The sequence below is a fragment of the Microbacterium sp. ZOR0019 genome (assembly GCF_000800925.1).
GTDB lineage: Bacteria > Actinomycetota > Actinomycetes > Actinomycetales > Microbacteriaceae > Microbacterium > Microbacterium aurugineum.
Map to the genome: position 1 here is coordinate 91,840 of NZ_JRKC01000005.1, position 23,293 is coordinate 115,132.

The 23,293-nt window shown below is 68.7% G+C and carries 24 protein-coding genes; all 24 read left to right on the forward strand.

Features of this window, described 5'->3' with window-relative positions; all coding sequences use genetic code 11:
• Positions 1 to 42 precede the first annotated feature (42 nt).
• The 24 genes from pyrR (at position 43) to lgt (ending at position 23,246) form a co-directional block, all read left to right on the forward strand.
• The gene (gene pyrR / locus L978_RS01360; protein ID WP_047519520.1) at positions 43 to 573 is read left to right on the forward strand and encodes a bifunctional pyr operon transcriptional regulator/uracil phosphoribosyltransferase PyrR; all 531 of its coding nucleotides are present in this window, start codon (positions 43 to 45) and stop codon (positions 571 to 573) included.
• The gene (locus tag L978_RS01365) at positions 570 to 1,535 is read left to right on the forward strand and encodes an aspartate carbamoyltransferase catalytic subunit (RefSeq protein WP_047519522.1); all 966 of its coding nucleotides are present in this window, start codon (positions 570 to 572) and stop codon (positions 1,533 to 1,535) included. The genes pyrR and L978_RS01365 overlap by 4 nt, the downstream gene beginning before the upstream one ends.
• A complete protein-coding gene (locus L978_RS01370; protein WP_047519524.1) occupies positions 1,532 to 2,836 on the forward strand; it encodes a dihydroorotase in 1,305 nt (434 codons plus the stop codon). Before L978_RS01365 ends, L978_RS01370 begins: the two co-directional genes overlap by 4 nt.
• On the forward strand, positions 2,833 to 3,345 hold the full coding sequence (locus tag L978_RS01375) for a PH-like domain-containing protein (RefSeq protein WP_047519526.1): 513 nt from the start codon (positions 2,833 to 2,835) through the stop codon (positions 3,343 to 3,345). The genes L978_RS01370 and L978_RS01375 overlap by 4 nt, the downstream gene beginning before the upstream one ends.
• On the forward strand, positions 3,342 to 4,520 hold the full coding sequence (gene carA, locus L978_RS01380) for a glutamine-hydrolyzing carbamoyl-phosphate synthase small subunit (protein ID WP_052193247.1): 1,179 nt from the start codon (positions 3,342 to 3,344) through the stop codon (positions 4,518 to 4,520). The genes L978_RS01375 and carA overlap by 4 nt, the downstream gene beginning before the upstream one ends.
• Positions 4,520 to 7,807, forward strand: coding sequence for a carbamoyl-phosphate synthase large subunit (carB, locus tag L978_RS01385; protein WP_047519528.1), 3,288 nt, complete (start codon positions 4,520 to 4,522; stop codon positions 7,805 to 7,807). The genes carA and carB overlap by 1 nt, the downstream gene beginning before the upstream one ends.
• Positions 7,804 to 8,649, forward strand: a complete 846-nt coding sequence (gene pyrF / locus L978_RS01390; protein ID WP_052193248.1) for an orotidine-5'-phosphate decarboxylase — start codon at positions 7,804 to 7,806, stop codon at positions 8,647 to 8,649. The genes carB and pyrF overlap by 4 nt, the downstream gene beginning before the upstream one ends.
• A complete protein-coding gene (gene gmk / locus L978_RS01395) occupies positions 8,642 to 9,553 on the forward strand; it encodes a guanylate kinase (RefSeq protein ID WP_047519530.1) in 912 nt (303 codons plus the stop codon). Before pyrF ends, gmk begins: the two co-directional genes overlap by 8 nt.
• A gap of 65 nt (positions 9,554 to 9,618) precedes the next feature.
• Entirely contained in the window at positions 9,619 to 9,873 is a 255-nt protein-coding gene (gene rpoZ, locus L978_RS01400) for a DNA-directed RNA polymerase subunit omega (protein ID WP_017204385.1), read from the forward strand.
• A gap of 87 nt (positions 9,874 to 9,960) precedes the next feature.
• Entirely contained in the window at positions 9,961 to 11,154 is a 1,194-nt protein-coding gene (metK, locus tag L978_RS01405; RefSeq protein ID WP_047519534.1) for a methionine adenosyltransferase, read from the forward strand.
• A gap of 16 nt (positions 11,155 to 11,170) precedes the next feature.
• Complete coding sequence (locus tag L978_RS01410) at positions 11,171 to 13,129, forward strand: hypothetical protein (protein WP_047519535.1); 1,959 nt, start codon at positions 11,171 to 11,173, stop codon at positions 13,127 to 13,129.
• Positions 13,130 to 13,147: 18 nt separating this feature from the next.
• Complete coding sequence (gene fmt, locus L978_RS01415) at positions 13,148 to 14,068, forward strand: methionyl-tRNA formyltransferase (protein WP_047519537.1); 921 nt, start codon at positions 13,148 to 13,150, stop codon at positions 14,066 to 14,068.
• Positions 14,065 to 15,564: an RsmB/NOP family class I SAM-dependent RNA methyltransferase gene (locus tag L978_RS01420; protein WP_081996886.1), complete on the forward strand. Its 1,500-nt coding sequence runs from the start codon at positions 14,065 to 14,067 to the stop codon at positions 15,562 to 15,564. The genes fmt and L978_RS01420 overlap by 4 nt, the downstream gene beginning before the upstream one ends.
• A gap of 4 nt (positions 15,565 to 15,568) precedes the next feature.
• Positions 15,569 to 16,249 carry a ribulose-phosphate 3-epimerase gene (gene rpe, locus L978_RS01425; RefSeq protein WP_047519539.1) on the forward strand — a complete coding sequence of 227 codons (681 nt, stop codon included), beginning with the start codon at positions 15,569 to 15,571 and terminating at the stop codon, positions 16,247 to 16,249.
• Positions 16,246 to 16,509 carry a phosphoribosyl-ATP diphosphatase gene (locus L978_RS01430; RefSeq protein ID WP_047519541.1) on the forward strand — a complete coding sequence of 88 codons (264 nt, stop codon included), beginning with the start codon at positions 16,246 to 16,248 and terminating at the stop codon, positions 16,507 to 16,509. The genes rpe and L978_RS01430 overlap by 4 nt, the downstream gene beginning before the upstream one ends.
• Positions 16,510 to 16,547: 38 nt before the next feature.
• Entirely contained in the window at positions 16,548 to 17,390 is an 843-nt protein-coding gene (gene hisG, locus L978_RS01435; protein WP_047519543.1) for an ATP phosphoribosyltransferase, read from the forward strand.
• A complete protein-coding gene (gene hisF / locus L978_RS01440; RefSeq protein ID WP_047519545.1) occupies positions 17,390 to 18,151 on the forward strand; it encodes an imidazole glycerol phosphate synthase subunit HisF in 762 nt (253 codons plus the stop codon). Before hisG ends, hisF begins: the two co-directional genes overlap by 1 nt.
• A complete protein-coding gene (hisI, locus tag L978_RS01445) occupies positions 18,148 to 18,507 on the forward strand; it encodes a phosphoribosyl-AMP cyclohydrolase (RefSeq protein ID WP_047519547.1) in 360 nt (119 codons plus the stop codon). Before hisF ends, hisI begins: the two co-directional genes overlap by 4 nt.
• Positions 18,504 to 19,091, forward strand: coding sequence for a Trp biosynthesis-associated membrane protein (locus L978_RS01450; protein ID WP_047519549.1), 588 nt, complete (start codon positions 18,504 to 18,506; stop codon positions 19,089 to 19,091). Before hisI ends, L978_RS01450 begins: the two co-directional genes overlap by 4 nt.
• 47 nt (positions 19,092 to 19,138) lie before the next feature.
• Positions 19,139 to 19,369: an HGxxPAAW family protein gene (locus tag L978_RS01455; RefSeq protein WP_047519551.1), complete on the forward strand. Its 231-nt coding sequence runs from the start codon at positions 19,139 to 19,141 to the stop codon at positions 19,367 to 19,369.
• On the forward strand, positions 19,369 to 20,142 hold the full coding sequence (trpC, locus tag L978_RS01460; protein WP_047519553.1) for an indole-3-glycerol phosphate synthase TrpC: 774 nt from the start codon (positions 19,369 to 19,371) through the stop codon (positions 20,140 to 20,142). Before L978_RS01455 ends, trpC begins: the two co-directional genes overlap by 1 nt.
• The gene (gene trpB / locus L978_RS01465) at positions 20,142 to 21,410 is read left to right on the forward strand and encodes a tryptophan synthase subunit beta (protein ID WP_047519555.1); all 1,269 of its coding nucleotides are present in this window, start codon (positions 20,142 to 20,144) and stop codon (positions 21,408 to 21,410) included. The genes trpC and trpB overlap by 1 nt, the downstream gene beginning before the upstream one ends.
• Complete coding sequence (gene trpA / locus L978_RS01470) at positions 21,407 to 22,210, forward strand: tryptophan synthase subunit alpha (RefSeq protein WP_047519557.1); 804 nt, start codon at positions 21,407 to 21,409, stop codon at positions 22,208 to 22,210. Before trpB ends, trpA begins: the two co-directional genes overlap by 4 nt.
• A gap of 10 nt (positions 22,211 to 22,220) precedes the next feature.
• Positions 22,221 to 23,246 carry a prolipoprotein diacylglyceryl transferase gene (gene lgt, locus L978_RS01475; protein ID WP_047519559.1) on the forward strand — a complete coding sequence of 342 codons (1,026 nt, stop codon included), beginning with the start codon at positions 22,221 to 22,223 and terminating at the stop codon, positions 23,244 to 23,246.
• Positions 23,247 to 23,293: the final 47 nt, after the last annotated feature.

Consider the following 23,293-nt stretch of genomic DNA (forward strand, 5'->3'; position numbering starts at 1 on the left):
AACCTTTAACACCGTCCTGTGAGGCGGAGAAGGGAGCGGCCGATGAGCATGCGCACCGTGCTGCACGAAGCCGACATCTCACGCGCGCTGACCCGTATCGCGCACGAGATCCTCGAATCCAATCGAGGAGCCGAGAACCTCGTCCTGCTGGGAGTTCCGACCCGCGGCGTCACTCTCGCCCATCGCCTCGGCCTGCTGATCAGCGAGATCGCCCAAGAGTCCGTTCCCGTCGGCGCGCTCGATGTCACCCTCTTCCGGGATGACCTCGCCAAGCACCCGACCCGATCGCCGCAGCCCACGGAGATCCCGGTCGGCGGCATCGACGGCAAGACGGTCGTGCTCGTCGATGATGTGCTCTTCTCCGGCCGGAGCATCCGGGCCGCACTGGACGCGATCCAGTCGATCGGCCGCCCCGCTGTCGTCCGGCTGGCGATCCTGGTCGACCGCGGGCATCGTGAACTTCCGATCCGGCCGGACTTCATCGGCAAGAACATCCCCTCCGCGCGCACGGAGCGCGTCAACGTGCGCCTCTTCGAGAACGACGGGGCCGAGGAGGTGACGATCGGCGAATGAGGCATCTTCTCGACACCCGCACCCTGGATCGGGCGACCGCACTGCGCATCCTCGACGTCGCCGAAGACATGGCGGACACGCAGTCCCGCGAGGTCAAGAAACTCCCGACACTGCGCGGCAAGACCGTCGTGAACCTCTTCTTCGAGGACTCGACCCGCACCCGCATCTCGTTCGAGGCAGCCGCCAAGCGTCTCTCCGCCGATGTGATCAACTTCGCCGCGAAGGGGTCCAGCGTCTCCAAAGGCGAGAGCCTGAAAGACACGGCGCAGACGCTCGAGGCGATCGGCGCCGACGCGGTCGTGGTCCGGCACCCCGGCTCCGGAGCGCCGCAGACCCTCGCCACCAGCGGCTGGATCTCGGCCGGAGTGGTGAACGCCGGGGACGGCACCCACGAGCACCCGACGCAGGCGCTGCTCGACGCCTTCACCATCCGCAAGCGTCGCTTCGGTGGCGACAGCCGAGGACGGGACCTCAGCGGGCTGCGGGTCGTGATCGTCGGTGACGTGCTGCACTCCCGCGTTGCCCGTTCCAACGTCTGGCTGCTCACCACGTTGGGTGCCGACGTCACCCTGGTGGCACCGCCCACGTTGGTGCCGCAGAACGTGTCTCTCTGGCCGGTTCGGGTCGAGTACGACCTCGATCACGCGCTGGCGGAGGACCCGGACGCCGTGATGATGCTGCGTATCCAGCTGGAACGGATGAACGCGGCGTATTTCCCGACTGAGCGGGAGTATTCCCGCCGCTGGGGCCTGGACGCACGGCGTGTGGGCGGTCTTCCGGCAGGTAGCATTGTCATGCACCCCGGACCCATGAACCGGGGACTGGAGATCTCTTCGGAAGCTGCCGATTCCCCCCGCTCGACGGTGCTGGAGCAGGTGACGAACGGGGTGTCCGTCCGCATGGCGGTGCTGTACCTGCTGCTGGCAGGGGAACGAGACGACGAACGAGGGGGAGACCTGTGAGCGAGACCCTCGTCATCACTGGCGCACAGATGCTTGGTGCCGAGAGCGCCGACATCATCATCGAAGACGGCCGCATCGCCGACATCGGTCAGGGATTGCATCGCGCCGGTGCGCGCATCATCGACGGCGCGGGGCTCGTGGCCCTGCCCGGGCTCGTCGACCTGCACACGCATCTGCGCGAACCCGGCTATGAAGCGTCGGAGACGATCCTCACCGGGACGAGGGCCGCAGCCGCCGGTGGTTTCACCGCGGTGTTCGCGATGCCCAACACCTCTCCCGTGGCGGACACCGCCGGAGTGGTCGAGCAGGAGCTCGGCCTGGGCGAGGCAGCCGGTTATGCCACCGTGCAGCCCATCGGCGCCGTCACGGTCGGGCAGAAGGGCGAGCGTCTCGCGGAACTGGGAGCGATGGCGTCGTCCCGCGCGAAGGTGCGCGTCTTCAGCGACGACGGCTTCTGCGTGTTCGATCCGCTCATCATGCGCCGCGCGCTGGAGTACGTGAAGTCCTTCGGCGGCGTCATCGCCCAGCACGCTCAGGATCCTCGTCTCACCGAGGGTGCCCAGATGAACGAAGGCATCGTGTCGGCCGAACTCGGTCTGAGCGGCTGGCCCGCGGTGGCGGAGGAGTCGATCATCGCCCGCGACGTGCTGCTGGCCGAGCACGTGGGATCCCGCCTGCACGTCTGCCACCTCTCGACGGCAGGGTCGGTCGACATCATCCGCTGGGCCAAGAAGCGCGGCATCGACGTCACCGCTGAGGTCACCCCGCACCACCTGTTGCTGACCGACGAGCTCGTGCGCGGCTACGACGCTCGCTACAAGGTCAATCCGCCGCTGCGTCGCGAAGAGGATGTGCACGCCGTGCGCGAGGGCCTCGCCGACGGAACGATCGACATCGTGGCCACCGATCACGCACCGCATCCGAGCGAGAACAAGGCGTGCGAGTGGCAGGCAGCGGCGAACGGCATGGTGGGCCTCGAGAGCGCGCTCCGCGTGGTGCATCAGTCGATGGTGCAGACCGGGCTGCTCGAATGGTCCGACGTCGCGCGCGTCATGAGTTCGACACCGGCACGCATCGGTAGGCTCGCCGGCCACGGCACTCCGCTCGACGTCGGACAGCCGGCCCACCTCACGCTGTATGACGCATCTGTCGACGGCGTCTTCACGGAGGCGGATCTCCACGGCCGGAGCGTGAACTCGCCCTACCTCGGCCGGACGCTCCCCGGACGCGTGGAGTACACCATCCACGGCGGCACCCTCACCGTCGACGGCGGACACGTCGTCGAGGAGCTCCGCGCATGAGCGCTCGGGACCTCGCCGTCGCGATCATGATCGCGGTGGCGCTCCTGATCCTGCTGGCGATGCTCTTCGCCTGGCGACGACGAATGCGCCGCGATTCCGTGTTCACGGCGCCGCTCGGAGTCCCTGAGCATGCGGAGATCGTCCGCCGCGACGAGGTGCTGTACGTGTCGACGACACGACACGAGCAGCCGCTCGAACGCCTCGCGGTGTCCCCTCTCGCGTATCGGGCACGCGGCGAGCTCGCCCTCACGGATCGCGGCATCGCCCTCTGCCTCGACGGAACCCCGACGGTCTTCCTCGCGAACGACCGGCTCGTCACCGTCGATCGTGCCACCGTCACGATCGACCGCGTGGTCGAGCCCGGCGGCCTCGTGCGCATCGCCTGGAAGATCGCCGACGACACCGTCGTCGACAGCTACCTGCGCCTCGCCACCGGCGAGCCTCAGAACCTCATCTCCGACCTGCAGCGGCTCGTCCCCGCCGCCCCCGACACAGGAGCAAAGTCATGACTCTCTCGACACCCGCCGGGCAGGCCCCCGCGGCCCAGCTGCCCGACCCCGCCGTGCTCGTCCTGGAGGACGGCACGCGTCACGCCGGACGCGCCTACGGCGCACGCGGTCGTACCCTCGGCGAAGTCGTCTTCGCGACCGGCATGTCCGGATACCAGGAGACCATCACGGATCCTTCGTACGCGGGTCAGATCGTCCTGCAGACGGCACCGCACATCGGCAACACCGGCATGAACGACGAAGACGCCGAGTCGCGCCGCATCTGGGTCTCCGGCTACATCGTGCGCGACCCTTCGCGCGTCGTCTCGAACTGGCGCGCCAACGCGTCGCTCGACGATGTGCTCGTCCAGGACGGCGTGGTGGGCATCAGCGGGGTCGACACCCGTTCGATCACGCGCCACATCCGCTCAGCCGGCTCCATGCGCGGCGGCATCTTCTCCGGCGCCGAAGCGTCGCTCGACCCCGAGGAGCAGGTGCGCATCGTCCGCGAGGCGCCCGAGATGGCAGGACGCAATCTGTCCGCCGAGGTCTCCGTCGACGTCGCGACCGTGACGACCGCGATGGGGGCGCGGATCGGCAACCTCGCCGTGCTCGACCTCGGTGTGAAGCAGGCGACGATCGACAATCTCGCGGCCCGCGGCTTCGACGTGCACGTGCTTCCGCAGAACGTGACCATCGATGAGATCAGAGCCGTGGACCCCGTCGCCGTCTTCTATTCGAACGGCCCTGGTGACCCCGCGGCCTCGGGCGATCACGTCGAGCTGCTGCGTGCGGTGCTCGACGACGGGCTGCCGTTCTTCGGCATCTGCTTCGGCAACCAGCTCCTGGGCCGTGCGCTGGGTCTCGGCACCTACAAGCTGCCGTTCGGCCACCGTGGCATCAACCAGCCCGTGCTCGACAAGCAGACCGGCAAGGTGGAGATCACCGCCCACAACCACGGCTTCGCCGTCGAGGCTCCGATCGAGGGGACCTTCGACAGCCCGAACGGGTACGGCAAGGTCGAGGTCAGCCATGTCGGGCTGAACGACAACGTCGTCGAGGGACTCCGCGCTCTCGACATCCCGGCCTTCTCGGTGCAGTACCACCCCGAGGCGGCAGCGGGCCCGCACGACGCCAACTATCTCTTCGACAGGTTCCGCGACCTGGTCATCGCCAGCCAGAAGGACTCCAAGTAATGCCCAAGCGCGACGACATCAACTCCGTCCTCGTCATCGGTTCCGGCCCGATCGTCATCGGCCAGGCCTGCGAGTTCGACTACTCCGGTACTCAGGCCTGTCGTGTGCTGCGCGAGGAGGGAGTCCGGGTCATCCTGGTCAACTCCAACCCCGCCACGATCATGACCGACCCCGACTTCGCCGATGCGACCTACATCGAGCCGATCACGTGGGAGGTCATCGAGACGATCATCGCCAAGGAGCGCCCCGACGCGATCCTGCCGACCCTCGGTGGACAGACCGCGCTCAACGCCGCGATCGAGCTCCACAACCACGGCATCCTCGAGAAGTACGACGTCGAGCTCATCGGCGCCAACTTCGAGGCGATCAACAAGGGCGAGGATCGCCAGATCTTCAAGCAGCTGGTCCTCGACGCCGGCGCCGACGTGGCAGACTCCCGCATCGCGCACACGATGGAGGAGGTGCTGGCCGCCGCGGACGAGCTCGGCTACCCGATGGTGGTCCGTCCCAGCTTCACGATGGGGGGCCTGGGCTCCGGCTTCGCCTACGACGAGGAAGACCTCCGTCGCATCGCCGGAGCGGGCCTGCGCGACTCGCCCACCACCGAGGTGCTCCTCGAGGAGTCGATCCTCGGGTGGAAGGAGTACGAGCTCGAGCTCATGCGCGACACGGCCGACAACACGGTCGTCGTCTGTTCGATCGAGAACGTCGATCCGGTCGGCGTGCACACGGGTGACTCGATCACGGTCGCGCCGGCACTGACCCTCACCGACCGCGAGTACCAGAAGATGCGCGACATCGGCATCGACATCATCCGCGCCGTGGGCGTCGACACCGGAGGCTGCAACATCCAGTTCGCGGTCGATCCGAAGAACGGCCGGATCATCGTCATCGAGATGAACCCGCGTGTCTCGCGCTCGAGCGCCCTGGCCTCGAAGGCCACGGGCTTCCCGATCGCGAAGCTCGCAGCCAAGCTGGCCCTGGGCTACCGCCTCGATGAGATCCCGAACGACATCACCGGTGTGACGCCGGCGAGCTTCGAGCCGACGCTCGACTACGTGGTCGTCAAGGTCCCGCGCTTCGCCTTCGAGAAGTTCCCGGCTGCGGACGCGACGCTGACCACGACCATGAAGTCCGTGGGCGAGGCGATGGCGATCGGTCGCAACTACGCGACCGCCCTGCAGAAGGCGCTCCGTTCGCTGGAGAAGCGCGGGTCGAGCTTCCACTGGGGAGCGGAGGAGCGTTCCGTGGAGGAGCTGCTCGAGATCTCGAAGACGCCGACCGACGGTCGTATCGTCACGCTGCAGCAGGCATTGCGCAAGGGTGCAACGGTCGAGCAGGCCTTCGAGGCGACGGCGATGGACCCCTGGTTCCTCGACCAGATCGTGCTCATCAACGAGGTCGCGGAGATCGTGCGCACGGCGCCCGAGCTCGATGCGGCCACTCTCCGCTACGCCAAGGAGCACGGCTTCTCGGACGCTCAGCTGGCCGAGCTCCGCGGAACCTCGGAGGCGGAGATGCGCGGGGTGCGCCATGGCCTCGGGATCCGACCGGTCTACAAGACGGTGGACACCTGTGCCGGCGAATTCCCGGCGCTGACTCCGTACCACTACTCGAGCTATGACTTCGAGACCGAGGTCGCTCCGTCCGATCGGACCAAGGTCGTCATCATCGGCTCCGGTCCCAACCGCATCGGTCAGGGTGTCGAGTTCGACTACTCGTGCGTGCATGCCTCGTTCGCGCTGTCGGATGCAGGCTTCGAGACCGTCATGGTCAACTGCAACCCGGAGACGGTCTCGACCGACTACGACACCTCGGATCGCCTGTACTTCGAGCCGCTGACGCTCGAGGACGTGCTGGAGGTGCTGGACGCGGAGGCCGCGAGCGGGACGATCCTCGGTGTCGTCTGCCAGCTCGGCGGTCAGACGCCGCTCGGCCTCGCGAAGGGTATCGAAGCCGCGGGCTACACCGTGCTCGGCACCAGCCCCGAGGCGATCGACCTGGCGGAGGAGCGCGAGCTCTTCTCCCGCCTGCTCGATGAGGCCGGTCTGGTCGCCCCGCGCAACGGCACCGCGATCGACGTCGAGGGCGCTGTGCGCATCGCCGAGGAGATCGGCTATCCGGTGCTGGTGCGTCCGAGTTTCGTGCTCGGCGGCCGCGGTATGGAGATCGTCTACGACACCGCGTCGCTCCGGGACTACTTCGTGCGCACCGCGGGTGAAGTCGTGATCGAAGAGGGCAAGCCGCTCCTGGTCGACCGATTCCTCGACGACGCGATCGAGCTCGATGTGGACGCCCTCTACGACGGCACCGACCTGTTCGTCGGTGGTGTCATGGAGCACCTCGAAGAGGCCGGGATCCACTCCGGCGACTCCAGCTGCACGTTGCCGCCCGTCTCGCTCGGCCGCACCGACGTGGATCGCGTGCGGGAGGCCACGCTCGCCATCGCGAAGGGCGTGGGCGTCCGCGGACTGCTCAACGTGCAGTTCGCCATCAGCGCCGGAGTGCTCTACGTTATCGAGGCGAACCCGCGCGCCAGCCGTACCGTGCCCTTCGTCTCGAAGGCGCTCGGCATCCCGATGGCCAAGGCGGCGAGCCGCGTGATGACCGGTTCGACGATCGCCGAGCTGCGCGCCGAAGGCATGCTCCCCGAACAGGACGGCTCGCGGGTCCCGCTCGACGCGCCGGTGTCCGTGAAGGAAGCGGTGCTTCCGTTCAAGCGATTCCGCACCGCCGACGGCAAGACGGTCGACTCCGTGCTCGGACCGGAGATGCGATCCACCGGTGAGGTCATGGGGATCGACCGCGACTTCCCGACCGCATTCGCGAAGAGTCAGGCCGCGGCCTACGGGGGCATGCCCACGTCGGGGACGGTGTTCATCTCGGTCGCCGACTCGGACAAGCGGGCCGTCATCCTTCCCGCGCACCGTCTGCGACAGCTCGGCTTCACGATCGTCGCGACCGAGGGCACCGCCGAGATCCTCTCGCGCAACGGCATCGCGGTCACCGTCGTCGAGAAGTACAGCTCGACGCAGGAGACGGGCGCGAAGAACATCGTCGACCTCATCAACGAGGGCGAGATCGACATCGTCGTGAACACTCCCTCCGGTGGCACAGCCCGCGCGGACGGCTACGAGATCCGTGCCGCAGCAGTCGCCGCCGACAAGGCCCTGTTCACCACGATGGCGGTGCTCGGGGCGGCCGTGAGCGGAATGGACGCCGCCCACGAGGGCTTCCAGGTCAAGAGCCTCCAGGAGTACGCACTGGACCGGAAGGCGGCACTGTGAGCGCACGCTTCGGCGAGCGGGTCCGCTCCGTGCTCGGCGCACGAGGACCCCTCTGCGTCGGCATCGACCCCCACGCCGCGCTGCTCGCGTCGTGGGGACTGTCGGACGACGCGCAGGGCGTGCGTGAATTCGGCCTGCGGACCGTCGAGGCTGCCACCGGGAGAGTCGGCTTCGTGAAGCCGCAGGTGTCGTTCTTCGAGCGCTTCGGCTCCCGGGGCATCGCCGCGCTCGAAGACGTCCTCGCCGCAGCGCGCGCGGCCGGCCTCATCGTGATCGCCGACGCCAAGCGGGGCGACATCGGGTCGACCATGGATGACTACGCGCGCGCCTGGCTCACGCCGGGTTCGCCGTTGGAGGCGGACGCACTCACGGTGAGTCCTTTCCTCGGTGTCGGAGCCCTCGACGGGGCCTTCGCCCTCGCCGGAGAGCACCACAAGGGGCTCTTCGTCCTCGCGGCGACCAGCAACCCCCAGGCCGAGGGACTCCAGCGGTCCACGGCGTCCGACGGCGCGACCGTGTCGGCATCGATCATCTCCGAGGTCTCGGGGCGCAACGCCGAGCAGGTGGCGGCAGGGGAGTGGGGGAGCTTCGGCTTCGTCATCGGTGCCACCGTGGAGTGGGCCCCGGCGGGTATCGAACCCTTCGAGCCCGTCGCCCCCATCCTGGCTCCGGGCTTCGGTGCGCAGGGTGCTGCTCCCTCCGACCTGCGGCCGCGCTTCGGTGCGCTGTCGAACGCCGTGATCGCGAGCGAGAGCCGCAGCATCCTCTCCGCAGGCCCGGTCGACCTGGCCCGGACCGTCGCCGCACGCGCGGCCGAGTACCTCGAGGTGGCCGGTGTCTGACGCCCAGCGGACCGTTCCTGAGGTCGATCGAGCTGCGGCCGCGCGCCGTGCGGTCGAACGGCGCCGTGCCAGAGCCTCCGTCAAGCGCGACCTGACGATGCGGGTGGTCACGCCGCAGGCGGTGCTGCGTCGCGCCACAGCGGACGCCGACTCCGTCGAGGGGTCGATGCGCATCACCGACTTCCTGCTGGCTCTCCCCGCCATCGGTGCGGGCAAGCGCGACCGGATCCTGGAGGAGCTCCACATCTCGCCGGTCAAACGTCTTGGAGGCCTCGGCGCACGTCAGCGTCGTGCACTGGAGACGTGGCTCGACGCACGCTTCCCGGTACCGGAGCCGCGTGGAGAGCGGAGTCGCCTGCTCGTGCTCGCCGGTCCGACGGCCGTGGGCAAGGGAACGGTGGCCGCGCATATCCGTGAGCACAACCCGGAGATCCATCTGTCGGTCTCGGCGACCACGCGGCCGCCTCGTCCGGGCGAGATCGACGGTGTCCACTACTACTTCGTGGATGACGCGGAGTTCGACCGGCTGATCGCCGACGACGAGCTCCTCGAATACGCGGTGGTGCACAACCGCTCCCGATACGGCACCCCGCGCGCACCGATCGATGCCGCTTTGGCCGAGGGCAAGACGGTCCTCCTCGAGATCGACCTGCAGGGTGCGCGTCAGGTGCGGCGAGCGGAACCCGCCGCGACGCTCATCTTCCTGCTGCCGCCGAGCTGGGATGAGCTGGTGCATCGACTGGTCGGGCGCGGCACCGAAGAGGCCGAAGAGAGGGCCCGCCGATTGCGTACCGCGAAGGTCGAACTGGCCGCTCAGAACGAGTTCGATCACCTGATCGTGAACGAGGACGTCGCCACCGCGGCCCGTGAGGTCGTAGAATTGTCTTCAAGCTCTGCGCGCTGAGCGTCTTCGCGCGCCTTTCGCACCGTCTTCGCGACGATCCCGTCGCCTGATCAGGAGGTCTCACCATGGCCGGACACAACAACGGCATCATCGATCCCCCCATCGACAACCTGCTCGACCGCGTCGACTCCAAGTACGAGCTCGTGATCTACGCCGCAAAGCGCGCGCGCCAGATCAACGACTACTACTCGGACCTGCACGAGGGCAACCTCTTCGACAACGTGGGCCCGCTGGTCGATTCCTCCGTCGAGGACAAGCCGCTCACCATCGCGCTGCACGAGATCAACGAGGACAAGCTCCGCCTGCGTCACGCGGAGTGATATTCGAGACTGCGCCTCCCGTCTGTCGGAGGCGCAGTCCAGAATGGGTGCCACACCCCCTTCTGTCCGTCCCGTTCTGGAGAATCGATGAGCGCGCTGCGTCTGTTCACGTCCGAGTCCGTCACCGAAGGGCATCCGGACAAGATCTGCGACCAGATCTCGGACAGCATCCTCGATGGTCTGATCGCGAAGGACCGCGGTTCTCGCGTGGCCGTCGAGACGCTCGTCACGACCGGCCTCGTCCACGTCGCCGGTGAGATCCGCACCGAGGCCTACGTCGATATCCCGACGATCGTCCGCCAGGTCGTGAACGGTATCGGCTACACCTCCAGCGAGACCGGCTTCGACGGCGCGTCCTGCGGTGTGAGCGTCTCGGTGGGGGAGCAGTCCACCGACATCGCCCACGGCGTCGACAGCGCGCAGGAGCACCGCGACGGGTCGTCCGTCGATCCGCTCGACGGGCTCGGCGCAGGCGACCAGGGCATCATGTTCGGCTTCGCGACGAACGAGACGCCCCAGCTGATGCCGATGGCTGCCTGGACCGCACACCGCCTGGCGGAACATCTCACCGAGGTCCGTCGCAGCGGAGTGCTGCCGTTCCTGCGCCCCGACGGCAAGACTCAGGTCACGCTGGGCTACGACGGCTTCACGCCGAAGACCGTCGACGCGGTCGTCGTCTCCACGCAGCACCACCCGGAGATCTCCCAGGACGAGCTGCAGGATCAGGTGCGCCGGCACGTCATCGACCCGGTCCTCGCCACGACGGGCCTCGACCTCGACGACGTCACGCTCTACATCAACCCCGCGGGCCCGTTCGTCACAGGAGGCCCGAAGGGCGACGCCGGACTCACCGGACGCAAGATCATCATCGACACCTACGGCGGGGCAGCGCGACACGGCGGTGGAGCGTTCAGCGGGAAAGACCCGTCGAAGGTCGACCGCTCCGGTGCCTACGCCACGCGTTGGGTGGCCAAGAACGCGGTGGCGGCAGGACTCGCCGACCGTCTCGAACTGCAGGTGGCCTACGCGATCGGCGTCGCGCGTCCGGTCGGCCTGTACGTCGAGACCTTCGGCACCGGAAAGGTCTCGGACGAGGTGATCACCCGGGCCATCACCGACGTGTTCGATCTGCGCCCGCAGGCGATCATCGAGCAGCTCGACCTTCTGCGGCCGATCTACGCCCAGACCGCGGCGTACGGTCACTTCGGTCGAGAGCTCGCCGACTTCACCTGGGAGCGCACCGACCGCGCCGAAGAGCTTCGCCGCGCTGCCGGGCTCTGATGGGACCACGGTCCTGATGCCTCCGGAGAGCCGGCGCATCGCGCGCGTGCTCCTCGATTCGCCGCTGCCTCAACTCGACCGGCTCTTCGACTACGCGCTTCCCGCAGAGCTCGGCGACGTACCGCTCGGCGTCCGGGTCCGCGTGCCGTTGCGCACCGCGGGGCGGGTGATCGACGGATACATCGTCGAGATCGACACCGAAGACGACGCCGACCGCCCGCTGTCCGAGGTCGAGAGCGTTGTCTCGGCCGTGCCCGTCCTTCCCGAGCGCCTCTACACGCTGGCACGTCGAGTTGCCGATCGTGCTGCCGGGTCGGCCTCGGACGTGCTGCGCCTCGTGATCCCCAAGCGTCAGGTGCGGGTCGAGAAGGCCTGGACGGCGGACTCGCCCGAAATGCAGCCTGATGCCGCCGCTCGCGAGATCGCGGAGGAAGCCATCGCGGCCTACGACGGCCTCGGCGCCGTCCTCGATACCGGAGGACGCGCCGCGGTCGAAGCGATCCCGCAGCTCCTCGACGGCGTGCAGGGGTGGGCGAAACTCCTGGCCTCGGCTGCAGCGCGGACATTGTCGTCGGGTCGGTCCTCGATCATCGTCGTTCCGGACCATCGCGATCTCGATCGTCTGCTCGCCGCGCTCGAGCCGCTCGTGCCCGCTGGCACGGTGGTGCGTCACGACTCCCGGCAGACCAACCCCGACCGCTATCGGGCCTTTCTGCGCACACTCGAGGACGCTCCCTGCATCGTCGTCGGCAATCGCTCCGCGGTCTACTCGCCTGTGGCCGCCGGGCTGGTGGCGATCTGGGACGATGGCGACCCATTGCTCGGAGAACCGCTGTCGCCGTACGTCAATTCCCGTGACGCGGCGCTCCTCCGACAAGAGCTCGAGGGCTCCGCACTGCTGTTCGCGGGGCACTCGCGTACGACCGACGTCGAGCGCCTCGTCGTACTCGGTTGGCTGCAGGATGTCCGGGCCACGCGTCGCGTGCTTCCGCGGGTCGTCCTCAGCACGGCACAGGAGATGGAGCAGCCGACGGCTCAACGCATGCCGTCATCGGCGTTCCTCGCTGCGCGCAACGCCGCGGCCGAAGGACCCGTCCTCGTCCAGGTTTCGCGCCCGGGATTCTCCCCATCCTTGGTGTGCGCCGACTGCCGAGCACCCGCACGCTGCCCGCACTGCGGGGGACCACTCGGTGCGCGGCATCGTGGGGCCGTGCCGGTGTGCGGCTGGTGTGGGCGGGGTGCGAGCGCGTGGACGTGCCCGTCGTGCTCCTCGACGAAGCTGCGCCTCGCGTCGTCCGGGAGCGAACGCACCGCCGATGAGCTCGGACGCGCCTTTCCGGGTGTCCGCGTGATCGTCGCCGACAGTGCGCATCCGGTCGAACGCGTCACGGACAGACCCGCACTCGTGGTCGCGACCCGTGGAGCGGAGCCGATCGCCGACGGCGGCTACCGAGCGGTCGTCCTGCTGGACGGGCCGCGCATGCTCCAGGCCCCCGACCTGCGTGTCGCGGAATCGTGCCTGCGCTGGTGGTCGAACGCCGCGGCCCTCGCCGCGCCCGGAGCACCCGTCCACCTGGTCGGAGTGAACGGCGCAGCGGCCAAGGCGCTCGCGACCTGGAACCACGCGGCCCATGCGCGCGCCGAGCTGGAGAGTCGGGCGCCCCTGCACATGCCGCCCACGACGCGCGTGGCACTCGTGCAGGGGTCGGCTTCTGCCGTCGGTGACGCTCTCGCCGCGCTCAAGGAACTCGCCCTCCCCAGCGATGCCGTCCTCGGACCTGTTCCCGTCGAGTCCGACGAGGTGCCTCCCCGCGTACGTGCCCTCGTGCGTTTCGACTACAGCGCCGGCAGCCGTGTCGCCACGGCCCTGCGCGCGGCAGTGGTCGCCGAAGCAGTGAGCGGCCGCCGACGCAAGGGGCGGTCGACGAAGAGCACACTCTCGGTCCGTCTCGATATCCTCGATCCAGAGCTCTGACCCTTCCGGAGAACCTTCATGCGCCTCGTCTTCGCCGGTACACCCGCTGCTGCCGTGCCCACCCTGCGTCGTCTCGCGACCTCGCACGACATCGCCGCGGTCGTGACGCGGCCCGATGCCGCACTCGGGCGTCGGCGTGTGCTCACGCCGTCTCCGGTCGCGCAGGCGGCCCTCGAACTCGGACTCCCCGTGATCAAGGCCGCTCGGCTCGACGACGCCGCGACCGCGGAGATCGCGGCTCTGGAGGTGGAACTCGGCGTGATCGTGGCCTACGGGGGCCTGGTCCGCGAGCCGCTCCTGTCCATGCCGACGAGGGGCTGGATCAACCTGCATTTCTCCCTCCTTCCGGCATGGCGCGGAGCCGCCCCGGTGCAACGAGCGCTCATCGCGGGAGACGACGTTCTCGGCGCGAGTGTCTTCCAGCTGGTCGCCGAGCTGGATGCGGGCGACGTCTATGCGACGCGGGAGATCGAGGTCGCGGAGACCGCGACCGCGGGCGAGGCGCTCGAGACTCTCGCCCACGACGGTGCCGACCTCACGGCCCAGGTGGTCGACGCGATCGCTGACGGCACAGCCGACGCGCGACCGCAGGTGGGGGAGCCGAGTTTCGCGGCCAAGCTGTCACACGCCGACGGCCTCCTCGATTGGAACGCGCCGCTCTACACGGTGTTCGCACGTTTCCGAGGTGCGACTCCCGAACCCGGCGCGCACACGACGGTCGGCGGGCAGGCGCTCAAGGTGCTCGAAGCGGTGCCCGCTGCGGATGCGGAGCCTCTCGCTCCCGGACGCTTTCGTGGCACGAAGAAGGCGCTCCTCATCGGGACGGGCTCGGGGGCGCTGGCGGTGACTCGCGTGCAGCCGGCCGGCAAAGGAGCGATGAACGCGGTCGACTGGTGGCGCGGACAGCGCAGTGGCGATGAGCTGCAGGCAGGATCATGAGCGGCGAAGGACGGGAGCGTCGCACCCCGAGGCCGCAGGGACGACGTCCGTCCGGGCAGTCCTCCCGCGAGGGACGGGGATCGGTGCGGCGCGGTCCTGTGCGCGCTGTTCAACCCGCTCGTCGGGTCGCGTACGACGTGCTGCGCGCGGTGTCCGAGACCGATGCCTATGCGAACCTCGTGCTCCCGACCGCGATCGCCGACGCGGGGCTCACGCCGCAGGACGCGGCGCTCGCGACGGAGCTCACGTACGGAACGTTGCGAAGGCTCGGCACGTATGACGCGATCATCGCATCGGCAGCCGACCGCCCGACGGACGGCATCGACCCTGCGGTGCTCGACGCACTGCGGCTCGCGGTGCATCAGCTGCTCGCCACCCGCGTCGCTTCGCACGCGGCTGTGAACGAATCGGTGAACCTCGTGGCGACGACATCAGGGCGTGGGGCGTCGAGCTTCGCGAACGCCGTCCTCCGTCGTATCACCCGCGACTCGGGAGAGGTCTGGCAGGCGCGCATCGAGGAGCAGGCGCGCTCCGATGACGAGCGGCTCGCCCTGCGCACCGCGCATCCGGTCTGGGTCATCAGGGCGCTCCGTCGGGCCCTCGCAGCCGAAGGGCGCGGGGACGAGCTCGAGGCGCTTCTGGAGTCCGACAACATCTCGCCCGAGGTGACCCTCGTCGCGTTGCCGGGGCTGGCCGAGCCTGCCGAGCCTCGTCTTCCCTACGCGCCGACCGCTTTCGCGTCTCCCGGGGGCGACCCCCGGCGCTCGGTCGAAGCCTCCGGCGGTACCGTGCGCGTGCAGGACGAGGGCTCCCAGCTCGTGGCCCTCGCGCTGGCGGGCGCTGCGCCGATCGTCTCGGGGGAGCGCTGGCTCGACCTCTGCGCGGGTCCGGGAGGGAAGACCGCGCTCCTCGCCGCGATCGCGCTCGAGCATGACGCCACGCTGGAGGCGAACGAGGTCGTCCCCGTCCGCGCGCGACTCGTCCGCAAGGCTCTCCGGGCCGTACCGGCTGACATCGTCGTCCACGAGCAGGATGGGCGGGCTCTCGCCGCATCCCGACCGGGGGAGTTCGACCGGATCCTCGTCGATGCGCCCTGCACGGGTCTCGGCGCGCTTCGTCGCCGCCCCGAGGCACGTTGGCGGAAGTCGCCGGCGGATGTCGCCGAACTCGTCCCGCTGCAGGTCGAGCTGCTGTCCGCTGCGGTCGATGCGCTCGCTCCCGGTGGCGTCGTCGCTTATGTGACGTGCTCGCCGCATCTCGCGGAGACCTCCGGCGTCGTGCAGGAGGTGCTGCGGGCGCGCACGGACATCGTGGAGCTCGATGCCCGTGCGGCGATCGCGGATGTCTCGATGTCGCCGATCGATCTCGCGGTCGAGGGCCGTTCCAGCTCCGGCAGCGCCCAGCTCTGGCCGCATCGACACGGCACCGACGCCATGTTCCTCGCGCTCCTGCAGCGCCCATCGACCGAGAACACCTCATCCGGGAAGGAAGACTAGGACCGTGGATCTGCCCCGCGCCCCGCGCATCAACCCGAGTATCCTCGCCGCCGATTTCGTGAACATGCAGGCGGATCTCGCCCGGATCGCCGCCGCGGACTTCGCCCATGTCGACGTGATGGACAACCACTTCGTGCCGAACCTGACGTTCGGCCCGCAGATGGTCGAGCGGATCCAGGCGACCAGCCCCATCCCGCTCGATGTCCATCTGATGATCACGGAGCCGGAGCGGTGGGCACCGGAGTACGCCGAGATCGGCGCCGCGAGTGTCACGTTCCATCTGGAGGCCGCGTCCGACCCCGTGGCGCTCGCTCGCCGACTGCGTGACATCGGATCCCGTGCGGGTGTCGCGGTGAAGCCGGCCACGCCCGTCGACTCGTTGTTCGAGATCCTCGATGAGTTCGACCAGATCCTCGTGATGACGGTCGAACCGGGCTTCGGCGGGCAGAGCTTCATGCCGGAGACGATGCCCAAGCTCGAGGCGCTGGCGGCAGAGGCGCGTCGGCGGGGCTCCCGGGTATGGCTCCAGGTCGACGGGGGCATCTCCGATCGCACGATCGAGATCGCCGCGGCGGCCGGCGCCGACACCTTCGTCGCCGGATCGGCCGTGTACGGGGCCGATGACGTCGAGGCGGCCGTCACCCGGCTGAGAGACCTCGCCCGAGCCGCTAGCCTGGAAGCGTGAAGACTTTCGACGAGCTGTTCGCCGAGCTCAGCGTCAAGGCAGAGACCCGCCCTGAAGGATCGGGCACGGTCGCCGAGCTCGACGGCGGCGTGCACACGATCGGCAAGAAGATCGTGGAAGAAGCCGCCGAGGTGTGGATGGCGTCGGAGTACGAGTCCGACGACGCTGCCGCCGAGGAGATCTCCCAGCTGCTGTACCACGTCCAGGTGATGATGCTCGCGAAGGGCCTCAGCCTGCAGGACGTCTACCGACATCTGTGATGCGCTCCGTTCCGACCTCCTCGAACTGAAAGCCATCCATGCTGCGCATCGCTGTTCCCAACAAGGGCTCCCTCTCCGAGACCGCCGCCGAGATGCTCGCCGAAGCGGGCTACGCCGGGCGTCGTGATCCCAAGACCCTCCATGTCGTCGACGCCGAGAACGACGTCGAGTTCTTCTTCCTCCGTCCCAAGGACATCGCGACCTACGTGGGCTCCGGCGCCATCGACGTCGGCATCACCGGACGCGACCTCCTGCTCGATGCGCGGATGCCCGGCGCGCGCGAGATCGAGGCGCTCGGCTTCGCCGGCTCCACGTTCCGCTTCGCTGCACCGACGGGGCGTTACACCGACGTGTCGGAGCTCGACGGGCTGCGCGTCGCCACCTCCTACCCGGGCCTGGTGGATGCCTTCCTCGACGAGCGCGACATCGCGGTCGACCTGGTGCCGCTCGACGGCGCAGTCGAGTCCGCGGTCCGACTCGGGGTCGCCGATGCGGTCGCCGACGTCGTCGAGACCGGGACCACACTGCGTCAGGCGGGTCTCGATGTGTTCGGCCCCGTCATCCTGGAGTCGGAGGCGGTGCTCATCGCCGGACCGGTCGATGCGGACGGTGCGGAGACGCTGCTCCGCCGCCTGCGTGGCGTGATGGTCGCACGACGGTTCGTGATGATCGACTACGACCTCCCGGTCGCGCTCCTCGACGACGCTGTGAAGATCGCCGGAGGCGTGGAATCGCCGACCGTCTCCCCGCTCCGCGACCCCGAGTGGGTGGCCGTGCGCGTCATGGTCGCGCGCTCGCGCGTCAACCCCGTCATGGATGCGCTCTACGCCCTGGGCGCGCGCGCGATCCTGGTGACGGCCATCCACAACGCGAGGCTGTGATGACTCTCGCCAGTCGTGTCATCCCGTGCCTCGATGTCGCCGCCGGTCGCGTCGTCAAGGGCGTCAACTTCGAGAACCTGCGGGACATGGGTGACCCTGTCGAGCTGGCGCGGCACTATGCGGCACAGGGTGCTGACGAGATCACCTTCCTCGACGTGACCGCGACGGTCGACGCCCGGGCGACCACTTACGACGTGGTGCAGCGCACCGCCGAGCAGGTCTTCGTGCCGTTGACCGTGGGCGGGGGAGTGCGCACCGTGGAAGACGTGGCCCGACTGCTCTCGGTCGGTGCCGACAAGGTGGGCGTGAACTCCGCCGCGATCTCGCGCCCCGAGCTCATCGGAGAGATCGCGGACCGCTTCGGCGCCCAGGTGCTCGTCCTGTCCCTCGACGTGAAGCGTGCCCCGACCACGTCCTCCGGGTTCGTCGTCACGACGCACGGCGGTCGCACGGAGACGACGCTCGATGCACTCGACTGGGCTCGTGAAGCCGTCGATCGAGGAGCCGGGGAGCTCCTCGTGAACTCCATCGACGCCGACGGCACGCGAGACGGCTTCGATCTCGAGCTGGTGCGCCTGATGCGTGAGGTCGCGTCGGTGCCCGTGATCGCCTCGGGCGGTGCGGGGAAGGCCGCCGACTTCGCTCCGGCCATCAAAGCGGGAGCCGACGCGGTCCTGGCGGCGAGCGTGTTCCACACCGGCGCGCTCACGGTCGGCGACGTCAAGGATGCGCTCCGCGCAGAGGGAGTGGTGATCAGATGACCACCGTGGACGAGCGCATCGCGCAGGTCGACTTCAATGCGGACGGTCTCGCCCCGGTGATCGTGCAGCAGTGGGACACGCGAGAGGTCCTCATGCTCGCGTGGGTCGACGCGGAGGCCCTGCGACGCACCCTGACCTCCGGCCGCGCCACGTACTGGTCGCGTTCACGTCAGGAGTACTGGCGGAAGGGCGACACCTCGGGTCACATCCAGGTCGTGCGCGAAGCGCGGCTGGACTGCGACGGGGACGCCATCCTGCTCCTCGTGGCGCAGCACGGTCCGGCCTGCCACACGGGTACCCGCACCTGTTTCGACACGACCGACCTCGGGGCCGCGGTGGGGGAGGAGCAGTCGTGACTCTCGCGAAGCGCGGTCGTTCGATCTCGGTGTCCGGCTTCCTGCTCGCCGGCGCGATCGGCATCATCTCCTCGACCCAGACCTGGTTCACGGTTGAGCGCGCGGATGCGGGAGAAGCGATCCTCGTGCCCGGCGCGTCCGCCCTCGTTCTCCTCGCCCCGCTCAGCCTTGCGGTTCTCGCCCTCGGTGCGGCGCTCTCGATCGCCGGCAAGGCGGTCCGCTTCGTCTTCGGAGTGCTGGCGGCCGTGACAGCACTGTTCCTCGGCTGGTCGACACTCCAGCTCCTGCTCACCGAGCCGTTCGACGCCGTCGCCGCCACCGTGACCGAGGTGACGGGTCTGGCCGGTGGCGCGGCGGTCCACGAGACGGTCTTGAGCATCGTGCCTTCCGCGTGGCCGTACATCGCGCTGGTCGGCTGGGCGATCCTGCTGGTCGCGTCCGTCGTCGTCCTCGTGACCTGGCGCGGATGGAAGACGGGCGGACGGCGGTACCGCACCGATCGCGTCGACGTCGCCCACGATGGGCCTGTGGATGCCGTCGATTCGTGGGACGAGCTGTCCCGCGGGACCGATCCGACTCGTTGACCCCGATAGACTGATTCCGAACTGCACGTCGTCCCCCGGAGGAGAACATGACCAACCCGATCGCCGATCCCGGCCACGGACATTCGCCTGCCGCCTGGACCGCCGTCGTCATCATGCTGGTCGGCGTCGCCGCGGCCACTGTCGCGTTCTGCTTCGAGCAGCCGGTCCTCGTGATGATCTCGATCGCTCTCGTTCCCATCGGCGCGATCATGGGCTGGGTGCTGGCCAAGGCCGGCTATGGCGTGAAGGGTCCGAAGTACGCTCCGAAGGCGCACTAATGGTCCTCGCCGACCTGACGGCCGGCGCTGTCGCAGACGCTGAGCGTCGCGCCTCATCGCGCCCGTTGGCTGCCGTGGAGCGCGATGCGCTCGCGCGTCCCGCCGCGAAGGACGCGCTGGCGTTCCTCGCGCCGGCCGATCGTGTGAAGATCATCGCCGAGGTCAAGCGCGCGAGCCCCTCGCGCGGCGCTCTCGCGGAGATCCCCGACCCGGCGCTCCAGGCATCTCTCTACGAAGAAGGAGGCGCCTCAGCGATCAGCGTGCTGACCGAGGAACGTCGATTCGGGGGGAGCCTCGCCGACCTCGAGGCGGTCACCGCCAGGGTCTCGCTGCCGGTGCTGCGCAAGGACTTCATCGCCACCCGCTACCAGGTCCTCGAGGCCCGTGCCGCGGGCGCCGATCTCGTCCTCCTCATCGTCGCCGGTCTCGACGCCGAAGTGCTTCGCGACCTCTTCGGGTTCATCACCGAACTCGGCATGACCCCCCTCGTCGAGACGCATTCGGCCGAGGAGCTCGAAGCCGCCATCGACCTCGGTTCTCCGCTGATCGGTGTGAACGCGCGTGATCTGAAGACACTCGAACTCGACCGCGACCTGTTCGGTCGCCTGGTGGATCGCATCCCGGACACCGCGGTGAAGATCGCCGAGTCCGCAGTGCTCACCCCCGAAGACGTCGCGCACTACCGCTCCGCCGGCGCCGACGTCGTCCTGATCGGCGAGGCTCTCGTCACCGGCGACCCCGTCGCCACTCTCACGCGTTTCCTGGAGGCATGATGAGCCTGCGCGACCAGCACGGTCCCTTCTTCGGCGAATTCGGCGGGCGCTACATGCCCGAGTCGCTCATCGCCGCGATCGACGAGTTGACCGTGGCGTACGAGGCGGCGATCGTCGACCCGGATTTCCGGGCTGAGCTCGCGCACCTGCTGAGCTCGTACGCCGGGAGGCCGTCCGCGATCACCGAGGTGCCGCGGTTCGCCGAGCACGCCGGTGGGGCACGTGTCTTCCTCAAGCGGGAAGACCTCAACCACACGGGTTCGCACAAGATCAACAACGTGCTCGGACAGGCGCTGCTGACCAAGCGGCTCGGCAAGACCCGCGTGATCGCCGAGACGGGCGCCGGACAGCACGGCGTCGCGACCGCCACCGCTGCGGCGCTGTTCGGCTTGGACTGCACGATCTACATGGGTGAGGTCGACACCGAGCGCCAGGCGCTCAACGTGGCCCGCATGCGCCTGCTCGGTGCGGAGGTCGTTCCGGTGACGTCCGGTTCCCGCACGCTCAAGGACGCGATCAACGATGCCTACCGCGACTGGGTGGCGTCGGTCGAGACCACCAACTACATCTTCGGCACCGCCGCAGGACCGCACCCCTTCCCGGCGATGGTCCGCGACTTCCAGAAGATCATCGGCGAGGAGGCGCGTGCGCAACTCCTCGACGAGGTCGGACGGCTCCCCGATGCGGTCCTCGCGTGCGTGGGCGGCGGGTCGAATGCGATCGGCATGTTCGATGCGTTCCTCGACGATGAGGGCGTCGCCCTCTACGGCGTGGAGGCGGCGGGTGACGGCGTCAACACCGAGAAGCACGCGGCATCGATCGAGCGTGGGCGGCCCGGTGTGCTGCACGGCGCCAAGACCTACGTGCTCCAGGATGAGGACGGCCAGACGATCGAGTCGCACTCGATCTCCGCAGGGCTCGACTATCCCGGTGTCGGCCCGGAGCACGCCTGGCTCGCGGACATCGGCCGCGCCGAGTACATCCCGGCGACCGACGACGAAGCCATGCAGGCTCTGCGTCTGCTGAGTCGGACGGAGGGGATCATCCCCGCCATCGAATCGGCCCATGCCCTCGCCGGTGCGCTGCGCGTCGGGCGCGAGCTCGGTCCTGACGGACTCATCGCCGTGTGTCTCTCGGGTCGTGGCGACAAGGACATGGACACCGCAGCCCGCTACTTCGAGCTCTACGACCAGGCCGCTCTGGCCCACGAGGTCGCGGAGGAGAGCGCCGAGGAAGAGCTCGCATCGAAGGGGGAGCCCCAGCTATGAGCCGAGTCGAACAGGCGATCCAACGCGCCCAGGACGCCGGCCGCAACGCGTTCGTCGGCTACCTGCCCGTCGGATTCCCCGACCTCGAGACGAGCATCCAGGCGGCCATCGCTCTCGCCGAGAACGGTGTCGACATCATCGAGCTGGGGCCGCCGTACAGCGACCCGGTGATGGACGGCGCGATCATCCAGGAGGCGACCACCACGGCTCTGGCCGCGGGCTTCCGGATGGCCGACCTCTTCACGGCGATCCGCGCCATCACGGCTGCGACCGATGTGCCGGTCCTCGTCATGACGTACTGGAACCCGGTCATGCAGTACGGCGTCGACCGCTATGCGGATGACCTGCTCGCCGCGGGCGGCGCCGGACTCATCACGCCCGACATCACGCCCGATGCCGCGGGGGAGTGGATCGCCGCGAGCGAGCGGACGGGCCTCGACCGCGTGTTCCTGGCTGCGCCCACCTCCTCCGACGAGCGGCTCGACCTCGTCGTGAAGTCGTCCACCGGGTTCGTGTACACCGTCTCGACGATGGGTATCACGGGCGAACGCGCCGAACTCGACCGCGCCGCACGAACCCTCGTCGGACGTCTGCGCGCGCACGGCGCCCGACGCGCGTGCGTGGGCATCGGCATCTCCACGGTCGAGCAGATCGCCGGGGTGTCGGAGTACGCCGACGGTGCCATCGTCGGCACAGCCCTCGTCCGTGCCCTGCGTGACGGCGGCGTCCCCGCCCTCGCCGAGGTCACCCGCAACCTGGCAGCCGGCACCTCGTCGGCGCGCCCCGATCACGAGAACTAGAATCGCACTCATGTCACTCGCGCTCCACAGCACCTTCACCGGTGTGCTCGCCAGCATCCCGAGCCCCCCGGTGTCCTACTTCGACCTCGGGCCCATACGGATCCACTTCTATGCGCTGTGCATCATCGCGGGCATCATCGCCGCGACGCTGCTGACCAACCACCGTCTCACCAAGCGCGGTGCGGAGCCGTGGGTCGTGATCGACATCTCGATCCTGGCGGTGCCCCTGGCGATCATCGGCGCCCGGATCTTCCACGTCCTCACCCACCCGAACGACTACTTCGGCGAGGGCATCAACACCTGGAACCCCTTCCAACCGGGCTCGGTGTGGGCCATCTGGGAGGGCGGTATCGCGATCTTCGGCGCGCTCATCGGTGGCGCGATCGGTGCGTATCTCGGCTGCCGCTGGACCGGCATCCGGTTCTGGACGTTCGCTGACGCTCTGGCCCCGGGGCTGCTGCTCGCGCAGGCCATGGGTCGCTTCGGCAACTGGTTCAACCACGAACTCTTCGGCCTCCCCACCGACCTGCCCTGGGGACTGGAGATCGAGTCCACGAACTCCGCGTTCCCTCCCGGTCTTCCCGAGGGCACGCTGTTCCACCCGACCTTCCTCTACGAGGTGCTGTGGAACGGGTTGGGCGTCATCGTCCTGCTCTGGCTGGGTCGCAAGCTCTTCTTCCAGTGGGGTCGCCTGTTCGCGATGTACCTCATCTGGTACAGCGCGGGACGCATCGTCTGGGAGTCGATCCGCATCGACCCGAGCGAGATCATCCTGGGGCTGCGCAGCAACGTCCTCGCGGCCATCATCGGCGTCCTCGTGGGTCTCGCGATCCTCATCGTGCAGACGCGTCGCCACCCCGGTCTCGAGCCCTCGCCGTATCAGCCGGGCCGCGAACGGACCGACGCGGACGCTGATGTACAATCGCAGAACAATCCCTCTGACTTCGTAGACGTGAGCGAGCCTCCGACCGAAGAAGTCACCGCAGGAGCCACCGCCACAAGCACTGCTCCCACGAGCGAGGACGGCTCTCGATAACGCCGCCTCGTGGCGGGAGAACCATTGCACTGAACGAGCGGGCCGAC